At 62.1% G+C, this 16,528-nt stretch carries 13 protein-coding genes; 10 read left to right on the top strand and 3 right to left on the bottom strand.

Translation table 11 applies throughout. From position 1 onward, the window contains the following. The first annotated feature begins 8 nt into the window (after nt 1-8). The 6 genes from KSS94_RS18260 to sucD all read left to right on the top strand — a co-directional run bounded on the left by KSS94_RS18260 (nt 9) and on the right by sucD (nt 8,815). Nucleotides 9-713, top strand: a complete 705-nt coding sequence (locus tag KSS94_RS18260; protein ID WP_012315348.1) for a succinate dehydrogenase iron-sulfur subunit — start codon at nt 9-11, stop codon at nt 711-713. Between the two features lie 246 nt (nt 714-959). After that, nucleotides 960-3,791, top strand: a complete 2,832-nt coding sequence (locus KSS94_RS18255) for a 2-oxoglutarate dehydrogenase E1 component (RefSeq protein ID WP_217839482.1) — start codon at nt 960-962, stop codon at nt 3,789-3,791. 42 nt (nt 3,792-3,833) lie between these two features. Next, nucleotides 3,834-5,060, top strand: coding sequence for a 2-oxoglutarate dehydrogenase complex dihydrolipoyllysine-residue succinyltransferase (gene odhB / locus KSS94_RS18250; protein WP_217839481.1), 1,227 nt, complete (start codon nt 3,834-3,836; stop codon nt 5,058-5,060). A 95-nt stretch (nt 5,061-5,155) separates the two neighbouring features. Next, a complete protein-coding gene (lpdA, locus tag KSS94_RS18245) occupies nt 5,156-6,592 on the top strand; it encodes a dihydrolipoyl dehydrogenase (protein ID WP_012273351.1) in 1,437 nt (478 codons plus the stop codon). A 172-nt stretch (nt 6,593-6,764) separates the two neighbouring features. Further along, nucleotides 6,765-7,931 (top strand): ADP-forming succinate--CoA ligase subunit beta, encoded by a 1,167-nt coding sequence (gene sucC / locus KSS94_RS18240; protein ID WP_023629628.1) that lies wholly within the window; start codon nt 6,765-6,767, stop codon nt 7,929-7,931. Next, nucleotides 7,931-8,815, top strand: coding sequence for a succinate--CoA ligase subunit alpha (sucD, locus tag KSS94_RS18235; RefSeq protein ID WP_016393102.1), 885 nt, complete (start codon nt 7,931-7,933; stop codon nt 8,813-8,815). Before sucC ends, sucD begins: the two co-directional genes overlap by 1 nt. Before the next feature lie 57 nt (nt 8,816-8,872). Here the strand turns inward: sucD and lanM are convergent, their stop codons facing one another. After that, on the bottom strand, nt 8,873-11,965 hold the full coding sequence (gene lanM, locus KSS94_RS18230; protein ID WP_217839480.1) for a type 2 lanthipeptide synthetase LanM: 3,093 nt from the start codon (nt 11,963-11,965) through the stop codon (nt 8,873-8,875). A 73-nt stretch (nt 11,966-12,038) separates the two neighbouring features. After that, nucleotides 12,039-12,191, bottom strand: coding sequence for a hypothetical protein (locus KSS94_RS18225; protein WP_217839479.1), 153 nt, complete (start codon nt 12,189-12,191; stop codon nt 12,039-12,041). A gap of 436 nt (nt 12,192-12,627) precedes the next feature. Between KSS94_RS18225 and brnQ the strand changes: the two genes are divergently transcribed. After that, nucleotides 12,628-13,941: a branched-chain amino acid transport system II carrier protein gene (gene brnQ / locus KSS94_RS18220; protein WP_217839478.1), complete on the top strand. Its 1,314-nt coding sequence runs from the start codon at nt 12,628-12,630 to the stop codon at nt 13,939-13,941. 391 nt (nt 13,942-14,332) lie between these two features. Beyond that, the gene (locus KSS94_RS18215; protein ID WP_217839477.1) at nt 14,333-15,079 is read left to right on the top strand and encodes a DUF599 domain-containing protein; all 747 of its coding nucleotides are present in this window, start codon (nt 14,333-14,335) and stop codon (nt 15,077-15,079) included. A 67-nt stretch (nt 15,080-15,146) separates the two neighbouring features. On the opposite strand, the gene KSS94_RS18210 is transcribed toward KSS94_RS18215, so the two are convergent. Further along, complete coding sequence (locus tag KSS94_RS18210) at nt 15,147-15,431, bottom strand: hypothetical protein (RefSeq protein WP_217839476.1); 285 nt, start codon at nt 15,429-15,431, stop codon at nt 15,147-15,149. A gap of 137 nt (nt 15,432-15,568) precedes the next feature. Here KSS94_RS18210 and KSS94_RS18205 point away from each other — a divergent pair, with 137 nt between their 5' ends. Together KSS94_RS18205 and KSS94_RS18200 are read left to right on the top strand one after the other, a co-directional pair. Further along, on the top strand, nt 15,569-16,045 hold the full coding sequence (locus KSS94_RS18205; protein WP_217839475.1) for a PaaI family thioesterase: 477 nt from the start codon (nt 15,569-15,571) through the stop codon (nt 16,043-16,045). After that, the gene (locus tag KSS94_RS18200; protein WP_217839474.1) at nt 16,042-16,500 is read left to right on the top strand and encodes a PaaI family thioesterase; all 459 of its coding nucleotides are present in this window, start codon (nt 16,042-16,044) and stop codon (nt 16,498-16,500) included. The genes KSS94_RS18205 and KSS94_RS18200 overlap by 4 nt, the downstream gene beginning before the upstream one ends. Nucleotides 16,501-16,528 lie beyond the last annotated feature (28 nt).

The raw sequence follows: 16,528 nt of genomic DNA, 5'->3' as shown, positions 1-16,528 counted from the left end.
TGGCTGCTATGTTGAAAGTCGAAGTTTATCGCTACAACCCCGACACCGACTCGGCCCCCAAGATGGAGTCGTTCGACGTCGATACCGGCGGCAAGGACCTGATGGTTCTGGATGTGCTGGCGCTGATCAAGGAAAAGGACGAGGGCTTCTCGTACCGTCGCTCGTGCCGTGAAGGCGTGTGCGGTTCCGACGGCATGAACATGAACGGCAAGAACGGCCTGGCCTGCATCACCCCGCTGTCGGGCGTGGTCAAGGGCAACAAGCTGGTGCTGCGCCCGCTGCCGGGCCTGCCGGTCATTCGTGACCTGGTCGTCGACATGAGCATCTTCTACAAGCAGTACGAGAAGGTGAAGCCGTTCCTGCAGAACGACACGCCGGCTCCGGCCATCGAGCGCCTGCAGTCGCCGGAAGACCGCGACAAGCTGGACGGCCTGTACGAGTGCATCCTGTGCGCCTGCTGCTCGACCTCCTGCCCGTCGTTCTGGTGGAACCCGGACAAGTTCCTGGGCCCGGCTGCTTTGCTGCAGGCCTACCGCTTCCTGGCCGACAGCCGCGACACCAAGACCCAGGAGCGCCTGGCGTCCCTGGATGACCCGTTCAGCGTATTCCGCTGCCGCGGGATCATGAACTGCGTGAACGTCTGCCCGAAGGGTTTGAACCCGACCAAGGCAATCGGCCACGTACGTAACATGCTGCTGCAAAGCGGCACCTGATTCAAAACGTTGTAACTGCAGCATGCCGAGGTGCGGGTGGTGAGCCCGCACTGAGGTAAAACTCGGGCAAGGGCCCACAAAGCCCGCGCCCATTACCTATGAAGATATGAGACCAGCAGGGGCTTTCCGGGCTGGTACCCGGAAAATCAGCAGGATCCAGGTGGCGTGGTTCAGTCGCTGTGTTCGGACTTTTCCATGTTTTCTATGGCTCTCGCCGATCAGTCCCCTAACCGAGGGTGACCAAGCATGCAAGAAAGCGTGATGCAGCGCATGTGGGAAAGCGCCCACCTTTCAGGTGGTAACGCTGCATATGTGGAAGAGCTCTACGAGCTCTACCTGCACGACCCTAACGCTGTGCCAGAAGAGTGGCGCACCTACTTCCAGAAGTTGCCCGCCGACGGCAGCACCGCTACCGATGTATCGCACTCGACGATCCGCGACCATTTCGTATTGCTGGCAAAGAACCAGCGCCGCGCCCAACCGGTTTCCGCCGGGAGCGTGAGCACAGAACACGAGAAGAAGCAGGTTGAAGTGCTGCGACTGATCCAGGCCTATCGTATGCGCGGCCATCAGGCTGCCAAGCTCGACCCCTTGGGGTTGTGGCAGCGCCCTGCGCCCGTAGACCTGTCGATCAATCACTACGGCTTGACCAATGCCGATCTTGATACGACCTTCCGTGCCGGCGACCTGTTCATCGGCAAAGAGGAGGCGAGCCTACGCGAAATCTTCGAGGCACTCGAGAAGACATATTGTCGCACCATTGGCGCCGAGTTCACCCACATCGTCGATTCCGAGCAGCGCAGCTGGTTCCAGCAGCGTCTCGAAAGCGTCCGTGGCCGCCCTGATTTCTCCGCCGACGTGCAGACCCACTTGCTCGAGCGCGTCACGGCCGGTGAGGGCCTGGAGAAGTACCTGGGCACCAAGTACCCGGGCACCAAGCGTTTCGGCCTGGAGGGTGGCGAAAGCCTGATCCCGATGCTGGACGAGATGATCCAGCGCTCCGGCTCCTACGGCACCAAGGAAGTGGTCATCGGCATGGCCCACCGTGGCCGCCTGAACGTGCTCGTCAACACCTTCGGCAAGAACCCGCGCGAGCTGTTCGACGAGTTCGAAGGCAAGAAGATGAACGAGCTGGGCTCCGGTGACGTGAAGTATCACCAGGGCTTCTCCTCGAACGTGATGACCCCGGGCGGCGAAGTCCACCTGGCCATGGCGTTCAACCCTTCCCACCTGGAAATCGTCTCGCCAGTGGTGGAAGGCTCGGTTCGCGCCCGTCAGGACCGCCGCAACGACACCGTTGGCGACAAGGTCCTGCCGATCTCGATCCACGGTGACGCAGCGTTCGCCGGCCAGGGCGTGGTCATGGAAACCTTCCAGATGTCGCAGACCCGCGGTTTCAAGACCGGCGGTACCGTGCACATCGTGATCAACAACCAGGTTGGTTTCACCATCAGCAACCCGCTGGATGCGCGCTCCACCGAGTACGCCACCGACGTTGCCAAGATGATCCAGGCGCCGATCCTGCACGTGAACGGCGATGACCCTGAAGCCGTACTGTTCGTCACCCAGCTGGCCATCGATTACCGCATGCAGTTCAAGCGTGACGTGGTCATCGACCTGGTCTGCTACCGTCGTCGCGGCCACAACGAGGCCGACGAGCCGAACGGCACCCAGCCGCTGATGTACCAGCAGATCACCAAGCAGCGCACCACCCGCGAGTTGTACGCTGACGCGCTGATCCAGGCTGGCCGCATCGATGCCGAGCGCGCCCAGGCCAAGATCGACGAGTACCGCAACGCGCTGGACAACGGCCTGCACGTGGTCAAGAGCCTGGTCAAGGAGCCGAACCGCGAGCTGTTCGTCGACTGGCGTCCGTACCTGGGCCACGCCTGGACCGCGCGTCACGACACCCGCTTCGACCTCAAGACCCTGCAAGAGCTGTCGGCCAAGCTGCTGGAGCTGCCGGAAGGCTTCGTCGTGCAGCGTCAGGTGGCGAAGATCTACGAAGACCGTCAGAAGATGCAGGCCGGTGGCTTGCCGATCAACTGGGGTTATGCAGAGACCATGGCTTACGCCACCCTGCAGTTCGAAGGTCACCCGATCCGCATGACCGGCCAGGACATCGGCCGTGGCACCTTCTCGCACCGTCACGCAGTGCTGCACAACCAGAAGGATGCCAGCACCTACGTACCGTTGAAGAACCTGTTCCCGGGCCAGCCACGTTTCGACCTGTACGACTCGTTCCTGTCGGAAGAGGCGGTACTGGCGTTCGAATACGGCTACTCCACCACCACGCCGAACGCGCTGGTGATCTGGGAAGCCCAGTTCGGCGACTTTGCCAACGGTGCGCAAGTGGTGATCGACCAGTTCATCACCAGCGGCGAGCACAAGTGGGGCCGCCTGTGCGGTCTGACCATGCTGCTGCCACACGGTTATGAAGGGCAGGGCCCGGAGCACTCCTCCGCGCGTCTGGAGCGTTACCTGCAGCTGTGCGCCGAGCACAACATCCAGGTCTGCGTACCGACCACCCCGGCACAGATCTACCACCTGCTGCGCCGTCAGGTCATCCGCCCGCTGCGCAAGCCGCTGGTGGTGCTGACTCCAAAGTCGCTGCTGCGCCACAAGCTGGCCATCTCGACCCTGGAAGACCTGGCCGAAGGCTCGTTCCAGACCGTGATCCCGGAAATCGACGCGATCGATCCGGCCAAGGTCGAGCGCCTGGTGCTGTGCAGCGGCAAGGTCTACTACGACCTGCTGGAAAAACGCCGTGCCGAAGGCCGCGAAGACATTGCCATCCTGCGTCTGGAGCAGCTGTATCCGTTCCCTGAGGATGACCTGGTCGAAATCCTGGCCCAGTACACCAACCTCAAAGCTGCGGTGTGGTGCCAGGAAGAACCGATGAACCAGGGCGCCTGGTACAGCAGTCAGCACCACATGCGCCGTATCCTGGGCCGCCACAACAAGGCACTGGTCCTGGAATACGCCGGCCGCGACGCTTCCGCCGCGCCAGCCTGTGGTTACGCATCGAAGCACGCCGAACAGCAGGAAAAACTGCTGCAAGACGCCTTCACTGTCTAACGCCTTCGCGCACCTGAAACCGAATTTAAGGAAACACTGATAATGGCTATCGAGATCAAAGCCCCAACCTTCCCGGAATCGGTCGCCGACGGCACCGTTGCCACCTGGCACAAGCAGCCGGGCGACGCCGTCAAGCGTGACGAGCTGATCGTCGACATCGAAACCGACAAGGTCGTCCTGGAAGTCCTGGCCACCGCCGACGGCGTGCTGGGTGCCATCGTCAAGGGCGAGGGCGACACCGTCCTGTCCGACGAAGTGCTGGGTTCGATCGTTGAAGGTGGTGCTGGCGCCGCCGCACCAGCCGCTGCTGCTGCGCCTGCTGCCGCTCCGGCCGCTGCCGCCGCCGACGCTGGCGAAGACGACCCGGTTGCTGCACCTGCTGCACGCAAGCTGGCCGAAGAAAACGGCATCGACCTGGCGACCGTTGCCGGCACCGGCAAAGGTGGTCGCATCACCAAGGAGGACGTCGTCGCCGCCGTCGCCAACAAGAAGTCGGCCCCGGCTGCCGCTCCTGCTGCCAAACCAGCTGCTGCCCCTGCTGCTGCAGTGGTCGTCGCTGCTGGCGATCGCACCGAGAAGCGCGTGCCGATGACCCGCCTGCGCGCCAAGATCGCCGAGCGTCTGGTCGAAGCCCAGTCGAACATGGCCATGCTGACCACCTTCAACGAAGTCGACATGACCGAAGTCATGGCCCTGCGTTCGAAGTACAAGGACCTGTTCGAGAAGACCCACAACGGCGTGCGCCTGGGCTTCATGTCGTTCTTCGTCAAGGCCGCTACCGAAGCGCTGAAGCGCTACCCGGCAGTCAACGCCTCGATCGACGGCAACGACATCGTCTACCACGGCTTTGCCGACGTCGGCGTCGCTGTTTCCAGCGACCGTGGCCTGGTGGTACCGGTGCTGCGCAACGCCGAATCGATGTCGCTGGCCGAGATCGAGAACGGCATCGCCACCTTCGGCAAGAAGGCCCGTGACGGCAAGCTGTCGATCGATGAAATGACCGGCGGCACCTTCACCATCACCAACGGTGGCACCTTCGGTTCGATGATGTCGACCCCGATCGTCAACCCGCCGCAGGCCGCCATTTTGGGCATGCACAACATCATCCAGCGCCCGATGGCCATCAACGGCCAAGTGGTGATCCGCCCGATGATGTACCTGGCGTTGTCCTACGACCACCGCCTGATCGACGGCAAGGAAGCGGTAACCTTCCTGGTGACCATCAAGAACCTGCTGGAAGATCCGTCTCGCCTGCTGCTGGACATCTAATCAAGCAGTCACAAGTTGCAAGCTGCAAGCTTCATGTAGAAGCGTGTAGGCTTGCAGCTTTTGGCTTGTAGCTAGTTGCTGATAAGGAAGCTTTTATGACCCAGAAATTCGACGTAGTGGTGATTGGTGCAGGTCCTGGCGGCTATGTGGCTGCCATCAAGGCCGCCCAACTCGGTCTGAAGACTGCCTGTATCGAGAAGTACACCGACGCTGAGGGCAAGCTGGCCCTGGGCGGCACCTGCCTGAACGTAGGTTGCATCCCGTCCAAGGCGCTGCTGGACAGCTCCTGGAAGTACAAGGAAGCCAAAGAGAGCTTCAACGTCCACGGTATCTCCACTGGCGAAGTGAAGATGGACGTGGCCGCGATGGTTGGCCGCAAGGCTGGCATCGTGAAGAACCTGACCGGCGGCGTTGCCACCCTGTTCAAGGCCAACGGCGTGACCTCGATCCAGGGCCACGGCAAGCTGCTGGCTGGCAAGAAAGTCGAAGTCACCAAGGCTGACGGCACCACCGAAGTCATCGAAGCCGAGAACGTCATTCTCGCTTCCGGCTCGCGCCCGATCGACATTCCGCCGGCTCCGGTCGACCAGAACGTCATCGTCGACTCCACCGGCGCCCTGGAATTCCAGACCGTTCCAAAGCGCCTGGGCGTGATCGGTGCCGGCGTGATCGGCCTGGAGCTGGGCTCGGTATGGGCTCGCCTGGGTGCTGAAGTCACCGTGCTGGAAGCCCTGGACACCTTCCTGATGGCTGCCGACACCGCCGTGTCGAAAGAAGCCCAGAAGACCCTGACCAAGCAAGGCCTGGACATCAAGCTGGGCGCTCGCGTCACCGGCTCGAAAGTCAACGGCAACGAAGTCGAAGTCACCTACACCAACGCCGAAGGCGAGCAGAAGATCACCTTCGACAAGCTGATCGTTGCGGTCGGCCGTCGCCCGGTGACCACCGATCTGCTGGCTGCCGACAGCGGCGTGACCATCGACGAGCGTGGCTACATCTTCGTCGACGATCACTGCGCCACCAGCGTACCGGGCGTGTTCGCCATCGGTGACGTGGTACGCGGCATGATGCTGGCGCACAAGGCCTCGGAAGAGGGCATCATGGTCGTCGAGCGCATCAAGGGCCACAAGGCCCAGATGAACTACGACCTGATCCCGTCGGTCATCTACACCCACCCGGAAATCGCGTGGGTCGGCAAGACCGAACAGGCGTTGAAAGCCGAAGGCGTTGAGGTTAACGTGGGCACCTTCCCGTTCGCGGCCAGCGGCCGTGCGATGGCAGCCAACGACACCGGCGGTTTCGTCAAGGTCATCGCCGATGCGAAGACCGACCGCGTACTGGGTGTACACGTGATCGGCCCATCGGCTGCCGAGCTGGTACAGCAAGGCGCGATCGCAATGGAATTCGGCACCAGTGCCGAGGATCTGGGCATGATGGTCTTCAGCCATCCAACCCTGTCCGAAGCGCTGCATGAAGCAGCGCTGGCGGTGAATGGCGGCGCCATTCACGTCGCCAACCGTAAGAAGCGTTAATTATAAGAAACCACGGCGGGCTGCCCGTCGTGAGTCTTGCGTGCATGACTCACCGCGGAACGTCCGCCGGACCGGATCACATGGGATAACCCGGGGTCAACGGTCACAGGTGGTGCGGCGCCAGCAATGGCGCAGCGCCGAAGCGCAGTACCTAACGAAGACGGTAAAAAGCATGAATCTTCACGAGTATCAGGGTAAGCAGCTGTTCGCTGAATACGGCCTGCCAGTTTCCAAGGGTTTCGCAGTCGACACCCCTGAAGCTGCAGCAGAGGCCTGCGACAAGATCGGCGGTTCGGAGTGGGTCGTAAAGGCTCAGGTCCACGCCGGTGGTCGCGGTAAAGCGGGCGGCGTCAAGCTGGTTCGCAGCAAGGAAGACGCCAAGGCGTTCGCTGCACAGTGGCTGGGCAAGAATCTGGTTACCTACCAGACCGACGCCAATGGTCAGCCAGTTTCCAAGATCCTGGTCGAATCCTGCACTGACATCGCCAAAGAGCTGTACCTGGGCGCTGTAGTCGATCGCTCGAGCCGCCGCATCGTGTTCATGGCCTCCACCGAAGGTGGCGTGGACATCGAGAAAGTCGCTCACGACACCCCCGAGAAGATCCTCAAGGCCACCATCGACCCGCTGGTCGGCGCTCAGCCGTTCCAGGGCCGTGAGCTGGCATTCCAGCTGGGCCTGGAAGGCAAGCAGGTACAACAGTTCGCCAAGATCTTCGTAGGCCTGGCCAAGCTGTTCAAGGATCACGACCTGGCCCTGCTGGAAGTGAACCCGCTGGTGATCAAGGCCGACGGCGACCTGCACTGCCTCGATGCCAAGATCAACATCGACGCCAACGCCATGTACCGTCAGCCTAAGCTGAAGACCTTCCACGACCCGTCGCAGGACGACGCCCGTGAAGCCCACGCTGCCAAGTTCGAACTGAACTACGTAGCGCTGGAAGGCAACATCGGCTGCATGGTCAACGGTGCTGGCCTGGCCATGGGTACCATGGACATCGTCAACCTGCACGGCGGCAAGCCAGCCAACTTCCTCGACGTGGGCGGCGGCGCTACCAAAGAACGCGTTACCGAAGCGTTCAAGATCATTCTGTCCGACAGCAATGTCGCGGCCGTACTGGTCAACATCTTCGGCGGCATCGTTCGCTGCGACATGATTGCCGAAGGCATCATCGGCGCCGTGAAAGAAGTCGGCGTTAAAGTACCGGTTGTTGTCCGTCTGGAAGGCAACAACGCCGAACTCGGCGCCAAAGTACTGGCAGAAAGCGGTTTGAACATCATTGCTGCAACCAGCCTGACCGACGCTGCTCAACAAGTTGTCAAAGCTGCGGAGGGCAAGTAATGAGCGTCCTGATCAATAAAGACACCAAAGTCATCTGCCAGGGCTTCACCGGCTCGCAGGGTACCTTCCACTCCGAACAAGCCATCGCCTACGGCACCAAGATGGTTGGCGGCGTGACCCCAGGCAAAGGCGGCACCACCCACCTGGGCCTGCCGGTGTTCAACACCGTGAAAGAAGCCGTGGAAGCCACCGGCGCTGACGCTTCGGTGATCTACGTTCCGGCTCCTTTCTGCAAGGACTCGATCCTGGAAGCCGCCTTCGGTGGCATCAAGCTGATCGTCTGCATCACCGAAGGTATCCCTACCCTCGACATGCTGGACGCCAAGGTCAAGTGCGACGAGCTGGGTGTTACCCTGATCGGCCCTAACTGCCCAGGTGTCATCACCCCGGGCGAGTGCAAGATCGGCATCATGCCAGGCCACATCCACCTGCCAGGCAAGGTCGGTATCGTGTCGCGCTCCGGCACCCTGACCTACGAAGCTGTCAAGCAGACCACCGACGCCGGCTTCGGCCAGTCGACCTGCGTCGGCATCGGCGGTGACCCGATCCCAGGCTCGAACTTCATCGACATCCTGAAGCTGTTCCAGGAAGACCCGAAGACCGAAGCGATCGTCATGATCGGTGAGATCGGCGGTTCGGCTGAAGAAGAGGCTGCTGCCTACATCAAGGCCAACGTCACCAAGCCAGTGGTTTCGTACATCGCTGGTGTTACCGCTCCGGCGGGCAAGCGCATGGGCCACGCTGGCGCCATCATCTCCGGCGGCAAGGGCACTGCGGACGAGAAGTTCGCCGCCCTGCAGGACGCTGGTGTGAAGACCGTGCGTTCCCTGGCTGACATCGGCAAGGCCCTGGCCGAGCTGACTGGCTGGGAAGCCAAGAAGTAAGTAACACGCAATACCCCCCACGCAGACAGAGGCCACCCTAGGGTGGCCTTTGTTTTTTTACCGCTGCAGGCCGCCGGATGGGCGGGTGAAGGCCAGCGACAGCACGTCCGGTAGCGAGTGGTCGATGTGCTTGAGCAAGGCGTAGCCGACCCCTGAGATCCCGGTCATCAGCCCAAGCTGCGGATACGCTTGGCACTGCAGCGCATCATCGTGCAGGTAGTCGCTCAGCGCTGCGCCTCGCAGGCGTGCGATCTGCTCGATGGCGCCCTGGTCGCCTTGCGCATGATGGAAGCGGTCCAGGCACATCAGGTTGCCAAAATCGCCATGGCAAAGGGTGTAGCCGTCGTTCAATCCGCCAGCCCGGAGGTTGTCCAGGCAGCAGGTGATATCGTGGTTCACTACCGCAGCCAGGCTTGGCGGCAGTTGCGCCCCCAGGCACTCACGCACAGCCAGCCGTGCCAGCAGAATACCGGCGTCCCCGTGGCACCATTTGCTTGCATGCCGCGCTTGGCGGCATTCGCGCAGATCCAGCCAGAAGCCCTGGTCCTTGAGGGCGTTTTCCGCGCTGACATAACCTTCGATCAAGGGCACGATCCGGCTGTCGCGGGTTGCGCCATAGGCTTTGCACAGCGCCAGGATCACCCCTGAAAGGCCATGGGCGAGCCCGCTCAACACGGTCGAGCCGTCGCGGTGGTGCAGCCGGCCATCATCGCCCAGATACAGGGTGCGGGCGATCTGCTCGAGGCGCTTGTCGATGGCGTGGGCCAACTGCGCCGTTGGCGCGCAGCGGTGCAGTTCGGACAGCAGGGCCAGGGCGCCGCTGCTGCCGGCGATGAAGTCGATGTCGAAGGCGTCGCAGGGCAACGCGCAAAGCTGTTCCTGCAGCCTCTGCAATGGCTGGTCGTACTGCTGGGTAGGGGCCAGCACCTGGCGATGCCATAGCAGGTAGAGGTGGCCAGCCAGCTTCTGGTAGCCGCCGCTATCGGCGCCAGCGCCGAAGGCCTGCCGGGTGCTGGCCAGGGACCCGAGTATCTGGTCGGTGCGCTGCAGATAGCGCCGGTCGGCGGTGACCTGATACAACCCCAGAAATAACAGCCCAAGCCCCGCGATCCCGGAATACAGGTCGTTGCCCATCACCGTCAGGTAGGGCTTGCCGGTGACGCCGTGGGTCTTGAAGGTGAGCCAGCGGGCGCCTTGGTCTTCGTCGGTGATCAGCAGGTCTTCTATTTGCCCGGCAATGCGCTGGGCCGCCTGCAGCGCCAGGGCAGGGCTCAGCGGCGAGGCATGGCGGCCGCTGTGCGCGGCGTTCAGCGGGCACTGGGCACCTTGGCGGCGGTTCAGGCATTGGTCGAACACCGCCATTTGCAGCTTCTTGTCGGCCGGGCCCAGCGACTGGATCTTGTGCCGGCAACCTTGCAAGGGGCTGTGTTCGAGTATCAGCGCGGTATCGGCGCCGACTGCCGTGCCGAGGGAGCAGCTATTGATCGGCAGTTCGAAGCGGGGAATGGCCAGTCGCTTGAGATCTTCGACCTCTGCCTTGAAGGCCGCGCCGTGCAACGGCTTGTCGATGGCATCCGACCACAGGGTAGCGAGCAGCAGTTCTCGGTCGAGCTGGTTCTGCATGAACCTTGGGTGCAGGCCAAGGGCGATGAAGTCGACATAGCGCTGGGTATTCTTTACCAGAATGCGCGTGCTTAGCTGTGCGGCATTGCACTCCAGGTGCTCGAGCAATGCGTCCCGGTGGCTGCAGATGGCGTCATAGGCAAATTCGAAGCCTTCGCGCAAGGCGGGCAGGTAGGGGGTCGGGTCGGTGGCGCTGGCGAACGGTTGGTGTTGAACCGGCGCCTGGCGCTGGGCCGACGATTTACGCAGGTGGTAGAAACCCTTGTCCTGCACCAGTGTCTGCCGGGTGATCGCCAGCTGCGACTGCGCGCTCAAGGCGCTGACATCGTTCAGCGCGTGTTGCGCATAAGGTACGAAGCCGGTGGCGAAAATCGACTCCCGGGCCATCCGCTGGGCACTGGCCAGCGCGCCCTCCAGCGGGGCGGCGTTCAGTGTGGCGCCAAGGGGCGCGGTAAACAGGCACTCCAGGTCGATCATCACCGGGCTGCAGCCGTGGGCAATGATGTTTTCGAAGTGGAAGTCGATGCCGTTGAATGCGTGGATGAGTGCAATCTGCGCGCCCAGGCGTTGGTAGAACAAGGCCCGCTGCGGGGGTGACTGGCACGGGACGTGGGGGATTTTCTCGACCCAGCAGTGATCGGCGCCCACGAGCAGCCTCGGCGAGAAACAGTCGAACCAGTCGCTGCCGGTTCGGCGCCGCAGCAGCGCCAGGCTCTCGTTGTAGAAGCGCATCTCATGATTGCGCCTGGGCTTGTAGATGAAGCTGCTGGTGGCGCTGGTCACTTCGCAGACGGTCTGCTGCCGGCCATGGGGGTCGCCCAGGCCCAGCCGGATCGTGTCGATCTGCTCCAGCGCGCAGGCGAAGCGCTTGCGCAGTGCCGGACGGTCGGCAAGGTAGTGGCGGATAACGCTGAACAGGTAGTGGGTGATGTCTTCTAGGGTGTCGAACAGCAGGTTGAACAGCACCGGATAGCTCGACGCGAGGTCAGCGACCCTGGCAGGTGCTTGCAAACCTTCGCTGAACTGACTCAGGGTAAAGCTTGGGTCGGCCAGTATCCGATGGTTGAGCGCATGGACCAGGGTTGGCTCCGACAAGCGGCGCACGGTGTTTCTCACGTAGGGGCGCAGCCCCTCGAGCACGGTCGTGCTGTGCAGCGCGTCAGCCACCTGTGGGTAGGCCGGGTGCTTGAGAAAACGCTCGGTGAAGTAACGATGAAAGCACTGTTCAAACCAGAAAAAGGCAGACTCATCCGGCTGCGCGTCGAGGCAAGCGGGCAGGCTCAGCAGCTGGGCGAGGTTGCGCTGGTAGCGCAGTACCGCTGGGTGATGCGCATCTGTGCTGGGGCCGGGCGCGGGCTCGCTGCCCACCCGTTCGAGCAGTTCGCTGCGGGCCATGCCGAAGTAGTGCCGGGTGTTCTGGTCATGGCTGTGCAACAGCGCCAGGTTGGAACGAAACAGCGCGGTCAGGGGGGTAGGCAGGCGTGCAGGGTCGCTGCGTTGGGAAAACGGCAGGATGTTGCAAGACATGGGAAGGGCTCGCAGGGCGGCGGTCACGGGGCAGGGCAGAAGCAAGGCGGGCCCTGCTTCTGCAGGCATTGATTTACTCAGCGATGCACAGGATGGAGGTGCAGCCCTGCGAGCTGCACTCCACGTTGGTCACCATCGCCATGTCGTTGGTGTTTTCCTGCTCGGCGTGGAAGGCCTGGAACTCGCTTTCGATATCGCCGGACATTTTCAGGATTGCTTCGCTCATGGTTTCACCTCTGGTTGATTAGGCACCCGTTTTGAGTGCGACATCACATTAACCACGGGGCGTAAGGGCGATCAGCGTGAAAGCTGTCCCTGCCACAAACCGCTTGCCTGGCCGGTGTTGCGCCGAGCGGGCGCAACGTAGGGAAAGTCGATGGGTTCGATAGGTTTTTTCTGGCAGTCGGCCGGGGCTGCGCCTGTCATTCTGGGTGCAGCACAAAGACAGCCAGACGACAAACAGCTACGCACATCGGACAAACAGCACCGTTACAGTGCGTTTGGTCGGTAAAACGGTTAATCTACGCGCTCACTCTGTGCCCGTACCCCAAAAGGGAACGACACGCTAAACGGGTCTGGCTCACCAAGCCGGGCAACATTTCCCTCATTCATGGGGAAATTTCCTCTCGAATCCCGATTTCAGCAGTGTGGTACTACCCTAAATGAAAGTTCTCAAAGGCCAGGATATCCTGGCGCTTGGCTTTATGACGTTTGCGCTTTTCGTAGGCGCCGGCAACATCATCTTCCCGCCGATCGTCGGCCTGCAATCCGGGCCTCACGTATGGATGGCAGCCCTGGGCTTCCTGGTCACCGCCGTGGGCCTGCCAGTCATCACCGTGGTTGCCCTGGCCAAGGTCGGCGGCGGCATGGACGCCCTGAGCAGTCCGATCGGCAAGTTCTTCGGCGGCCTGCTGGCGGCCGTGTGCTACCTGTCGGTCGGCCCGCTGTTCGCCACCCCGCGTACCGCCACCGTGTCGTTCGAGGTGGGTGTGGCGCCGCTGACCGGTGAAAGCCCGACCGCGCTGTTCATCTACAGCCTGGTGTACTTCGCCGTGGTGCTGGCCGTGTCGATGTACCCGGGCAAGCTGCTCGATACCGTCGGCCGCTTCCTCGCGCCGCTGAAGATCATCGCCCTGGCCGTGTTGGGCATCGCCGCCTTCGCGCTGCCGGCCGGTACCATCGGTGAGGCGCAGCCGCAGTACGTCGCCGCGCCGTTCTCCCAGGGCTTCATCAATGGTTACCTGACCATGGATACCCTCGGTGCACTGGTCTTCGGCATCGTCATCGTCAACGCCATCCGCTCGCGCGGCGTGGAGTCGCCGAAGCTGATCACCCGCTACGCCATCATTGCCGGCCTGATCGCCGGTGTTGGCCTGGCGCTGGTGTACATCAGCCTGTTCCGCCTGGGTGCGGGCAGCCATGACATCGCCGCCGACGCCACCAACGGCGCCGCGGTGCTGCACGCCTATGTACAGCACACCTTCGGTTCGCTGGGCAGTGGCTTCCTTGCTGTGCTGATCGCCCTGGCGTGCCTGGTGACCGCGGTTGGCCTGACCTGCGCCTGCGCCGAGTACTTCAGCCAGATCCTGCCGCTGTCGTACCGCGCCCTGGTGGTGATCCTGGCCGGCTTCTCGCTGCTGGTATCCAACCTCGGCCTGACCAAGCTGATCATGTTCTCGATCCCGGTGCTGACGGCGATCTATCCGCCCTGCATCGTGGTGGTGGGCCTGAGCTTCGTCAAAGAGCTGTGGAACTCGCCGGTCCGCATCCTGGCGCCGGTGATGCTGGTGTCGCTGCTGTTCGGCCTGGTCGATGCAATCAAAGGCAGTGGCCTTGCACACTGGCTGCCGGATGCTGCCGCCCACCTGCCGCTGAGCGAGCAGGGCCTGGCCTGGCTGGTGCCTTCGGTCATCACCCTGGGTGTGGCCGTGGTCTGCGACCGCATGCTCGGCAAGCCGCGCGAGGTGCTGGCTTGATGGATTGAAGCCTGGAGGGCGGCACCGGCCACAAGCCAACAGGGTGCCCGCCGCAGGTGGAAATCGAAAACCCCGTGTCCTGTGAAGGCGCGGGGTTTTTTATTGCCTGTGATGACGCTATCGCGGGGTAAGCCCACAGACATGGTCAGGCCTGCTCAGTATCTGTAGGAGCCGGCTTGCCGGCGATAGGGCCGGTACAGGTGAACGATGGCACCGGCTGCGCCGGTGATCGCCGGCAAGCCGGCTCCTACAGGGATCGCGCCAGCTTCATGTCATTTGAGCAAGACAGTTGCTCCGACGTCTGAAGGCCGTCGATTTTTTGCATGCCGCGTGCCTTTTGTCGAATCCGGGCGTCGAAAGCCGGTCTGTTTCTCTTTTACGGGATACCTGCATGAGCTTCATTCAAAGCAATCTGGGCAACCTTCTGGCCGCCTGCTGGTTCGCCATCTGCTGGGGCGGCTATACCCGCTACGCCCTCTGGAAGGGCCGCGACACCGCGTGCCTGGCCAGCGTGCTGCACCTGTACCGCGAAGACTGGATGCGCCGCATGCTGCTGCGCGACAACCGCATCGCCGACGCCAGCGTGATTGGCAACCTGGAGCGCAATGCCTCGTTCTTCGCCTCCAGTACCCTGATCATTCTCGCCGGTATCCTCACCGTGCTCGGCGCCTCGGACCGTGCGCTGTCGCTGCTGGCCGACCTGCCGCTGGTACAACAGGCCTCCCAGGGCATGTCGGAAATCAAGCTGCTGTGCCTGGCGACGGTGTTCGTCTACGCCTTCTTCACCTTCAGCTGGTGCATGCGCCAGTACAACTTCGCCGCAGTATTGGTGGGCTCGGCGCCGATGATCGGCGAGCGCCAGGTCAACGAGCAGGAGCGCAATGCCTTCGCATTGCGGGCAGCGCGGGTGCTGTCGCTGGCGGCCAACCAGTTCAACCTGGGGTTGCGCTCTTATTACTTCGGCATGGCCATGTTGAGCTGGTTCATCAGCCCCTGGTTGTTCATGGTCATGAGTGTGGGTGTGGTGTTCATTCTTTATCGCCGGGAGTTTCACTCCCATGTGCTGGAAGTGATGGTGTTCACGCCAACGCCGCAGGCAATGGAAGCCAGCAGGGAAACTTCTACAACACTTAACTGAAGCGTTTCATCTTGGAATGTCAGGCACAAAAAAACCCGACAAAGTCGGGTTTTTTTGTCGCTGCCAATTACTGCTTGGCAGGCTCGCTCGGCGCAGCCGGTGCGGTTTCCGGTGCCGGAGTGGCAGGGGCGGCTTCTTCAGCGGCTTTCTGCTGCGCTTCGGCCTGATCTTTGGCGGCTTCGGCGTTTTCCTTGGCGGCGTCGTTCATTTTATCCTGAGCTTCGCCCATCTTTTCCTGGGCTTGCTCGGCGTGTTGCTGTGCGTCCTGGGCCTTGTCTTCGCTCGCTTTATCGCAAGCGGCCAGGCCCATGGTGGCGGCCAGCATCAGAGCAAAAGCAAAAGGTTTACGCATGGGGTGTCTCTCCTGGGTGGAATAACTTTACTTGTACCTTCGAACACACCTCCATCGGATTAGTTCCGCAAAAGTTACAGATATATAACCACCTGGCCTATATAGACTTTTTTGCGGTTTTATGCAGTGAGGGGTAAATGAACGAAACGCCTTTGATGGCCATGGCCGAGCGTTTTCTCTCGGCCCTTAAACATTGTCAGTTATTGCAGATGCGCGTTGAACGGGCCGATGCCGAAGGCATCACCTTGCTGCTGCCCTGGTCACCGGCCATCGTCGGCAACCCGCAGACCGGCGCAGTGCACGGCGGGGCGCTGACCACGCTGATGGACACCACCTGCGGTATGGCCACCCTGTGCGTCTTGCCGCAGTTCGAGGTGTGCCCCACGTTGGACCTGCGCATCGACTACATGCACGCAGCCGAACCGAACAAGCCCATCCATGGCCACGCCCAGTGCTACCGGGTTACCCGCGACGTGATCTTCACCCGTGGCAGCGCTTACCAGGACGATCCGGCCCACCCTATCTGCCAGGTGGTGGGGACCTTCATGCGCCTGGGGCCGGACATCAAGGGCGGCATCCGCTTCGCCAACACCCTCAAGGAGTCACGCCCATGATCCCGCCAGGGGTGCGTCTGCAGTTGAACCAAGCCCACGCCCGTGGCGGCTACGGCCCGCTGCTGGCGTTGATCCCTTACGCCGGGCTGATCGGTATCGAGTGCCAGCGTCAGGGCGATGACCTGCTGTTCCGCCTGCCGGCCAACGAGCACAACATCGGCAACCCGTTGCTGCCGGCCATTCACGGTGGGGTGATCGCAGGGTTCATGGAGCTGTCCGCGGCGCTGTACCTGCTGATTTTCAGCGACAGCGCGAGCATCCCGAAGATCATCGATTTCTCCATCGACTACCTGCGCGCCGGCCACTACCGTGACACCTTCGCCCAGTGCCAGCTCTGGCGCCAGGGTCGGCGGGTGACCAACGTCGCCATCACTGCCTGGCAGGTCGATCGCGACACGCCCATCGCCACTGCCCGTGCGCATTTCAAGATCGAACCGCAAAAGCCCTTGAAATAGTCCGGCATGCCCCCATCTGCTGGTCATC

The organism is Pseudomonas fakonensis (assembly GCF_019139895.1).
Lineage (GTDB): Bacteria > Pseudomonadota > Gammaproteobacteria > Pseudomonadales > Pseudomonadaceae > Aquipseudomonas > Aquipseudomonas fakonensis.
This window is presented reverse-complemented; position numbering and strand designations above follow the sequence as displayed.

Coding starts and splice junctions, on each gene's coding strand:
- KSS94_RS18210 (WP_217839476.1), bottom strand. CDS start 15,431: ATGCGTAAACCTTTTGCTTTTGCTCTGATGCTGGCCGCCACCATGGGC.
- KSS94_RS18260 (WP_012315348.1), top strand. CDS start 9: ATGTTGAAAGTCGAAGTTTATCGCTACAACCCCGACACCGACTCGGCC.
- KSS94_RS18255 (WP_217839482.1), top strand. CDS start 960: ATGCAAGAAAGCGTGATGCAGCGCATGTGGGAAAGCGCCCACCTTTCA.
- KSS94_RS18225 (WP_217839479.1), bottom strand. CDS start 12,191: ATGAGCGAAGCAATCCTGAAAATGTCCGGCGATATCGAAAGCGAGTTC.
- sucD (WP_016393102.1), top strand. CDS start 7,931: ATGAGCGTCCTGATCAATAAAGACACCAAAGTCATCTGCCAGGGCTTC.
- KSS94_RS18205 (WP_217839475.1), top strand. CDS start 15,569: ATGAACGAAACGCCTTTGATGGCCATGGCCGAGCGTTTTCTCTCGGCC.
- lpdA (WP_012273351.1), top strand. CDS start 5,156: ATGACCCAGAAATTCGACGTAGTGGTGATTGGTGCAGGTCCTGGCGGC.
- odhB (WP_217839481.1), top strand. CDS start 3,834: ATGGCTATCGAGATCAAAGCCCCAACCTTCCCGGAATCGGTCGCCGAC.
- sucC (WP_023629628.1), top strand. CDS start 6,765: ATGAATCTTCACGAGTATCAGGGTAAGCAGCTGTTCGCTGAATACGGC.
- lanM (WP_217839480.1), bottom strand. CDS start 11,965: ATGTCTTGCAACATCCTGCCGTTTTCCCAACGCAGCGACCCTGCACGC.
- brnQ (WP_217839478.1), top strand. CDS start 12,628: ATGAAAGTTCTCAAAGGCCAGGATATCCTGGCGCTTGGCTTTATGACG.
- KSS94_RS18215 (WP_217839477.1), top strand. CDS start 14,333: ATGAGCTTCATTCAAAGCAATCTGGGCAACCTTCTGGCCGCCTGCTGG.
- KSS94_RS18200 (WP_217839474.1), top strand. CDS start 16,042: ATGATCCCGCCAGGGGTGCGTCTGCAGTTGAACCAAGCCCACGCCCGT.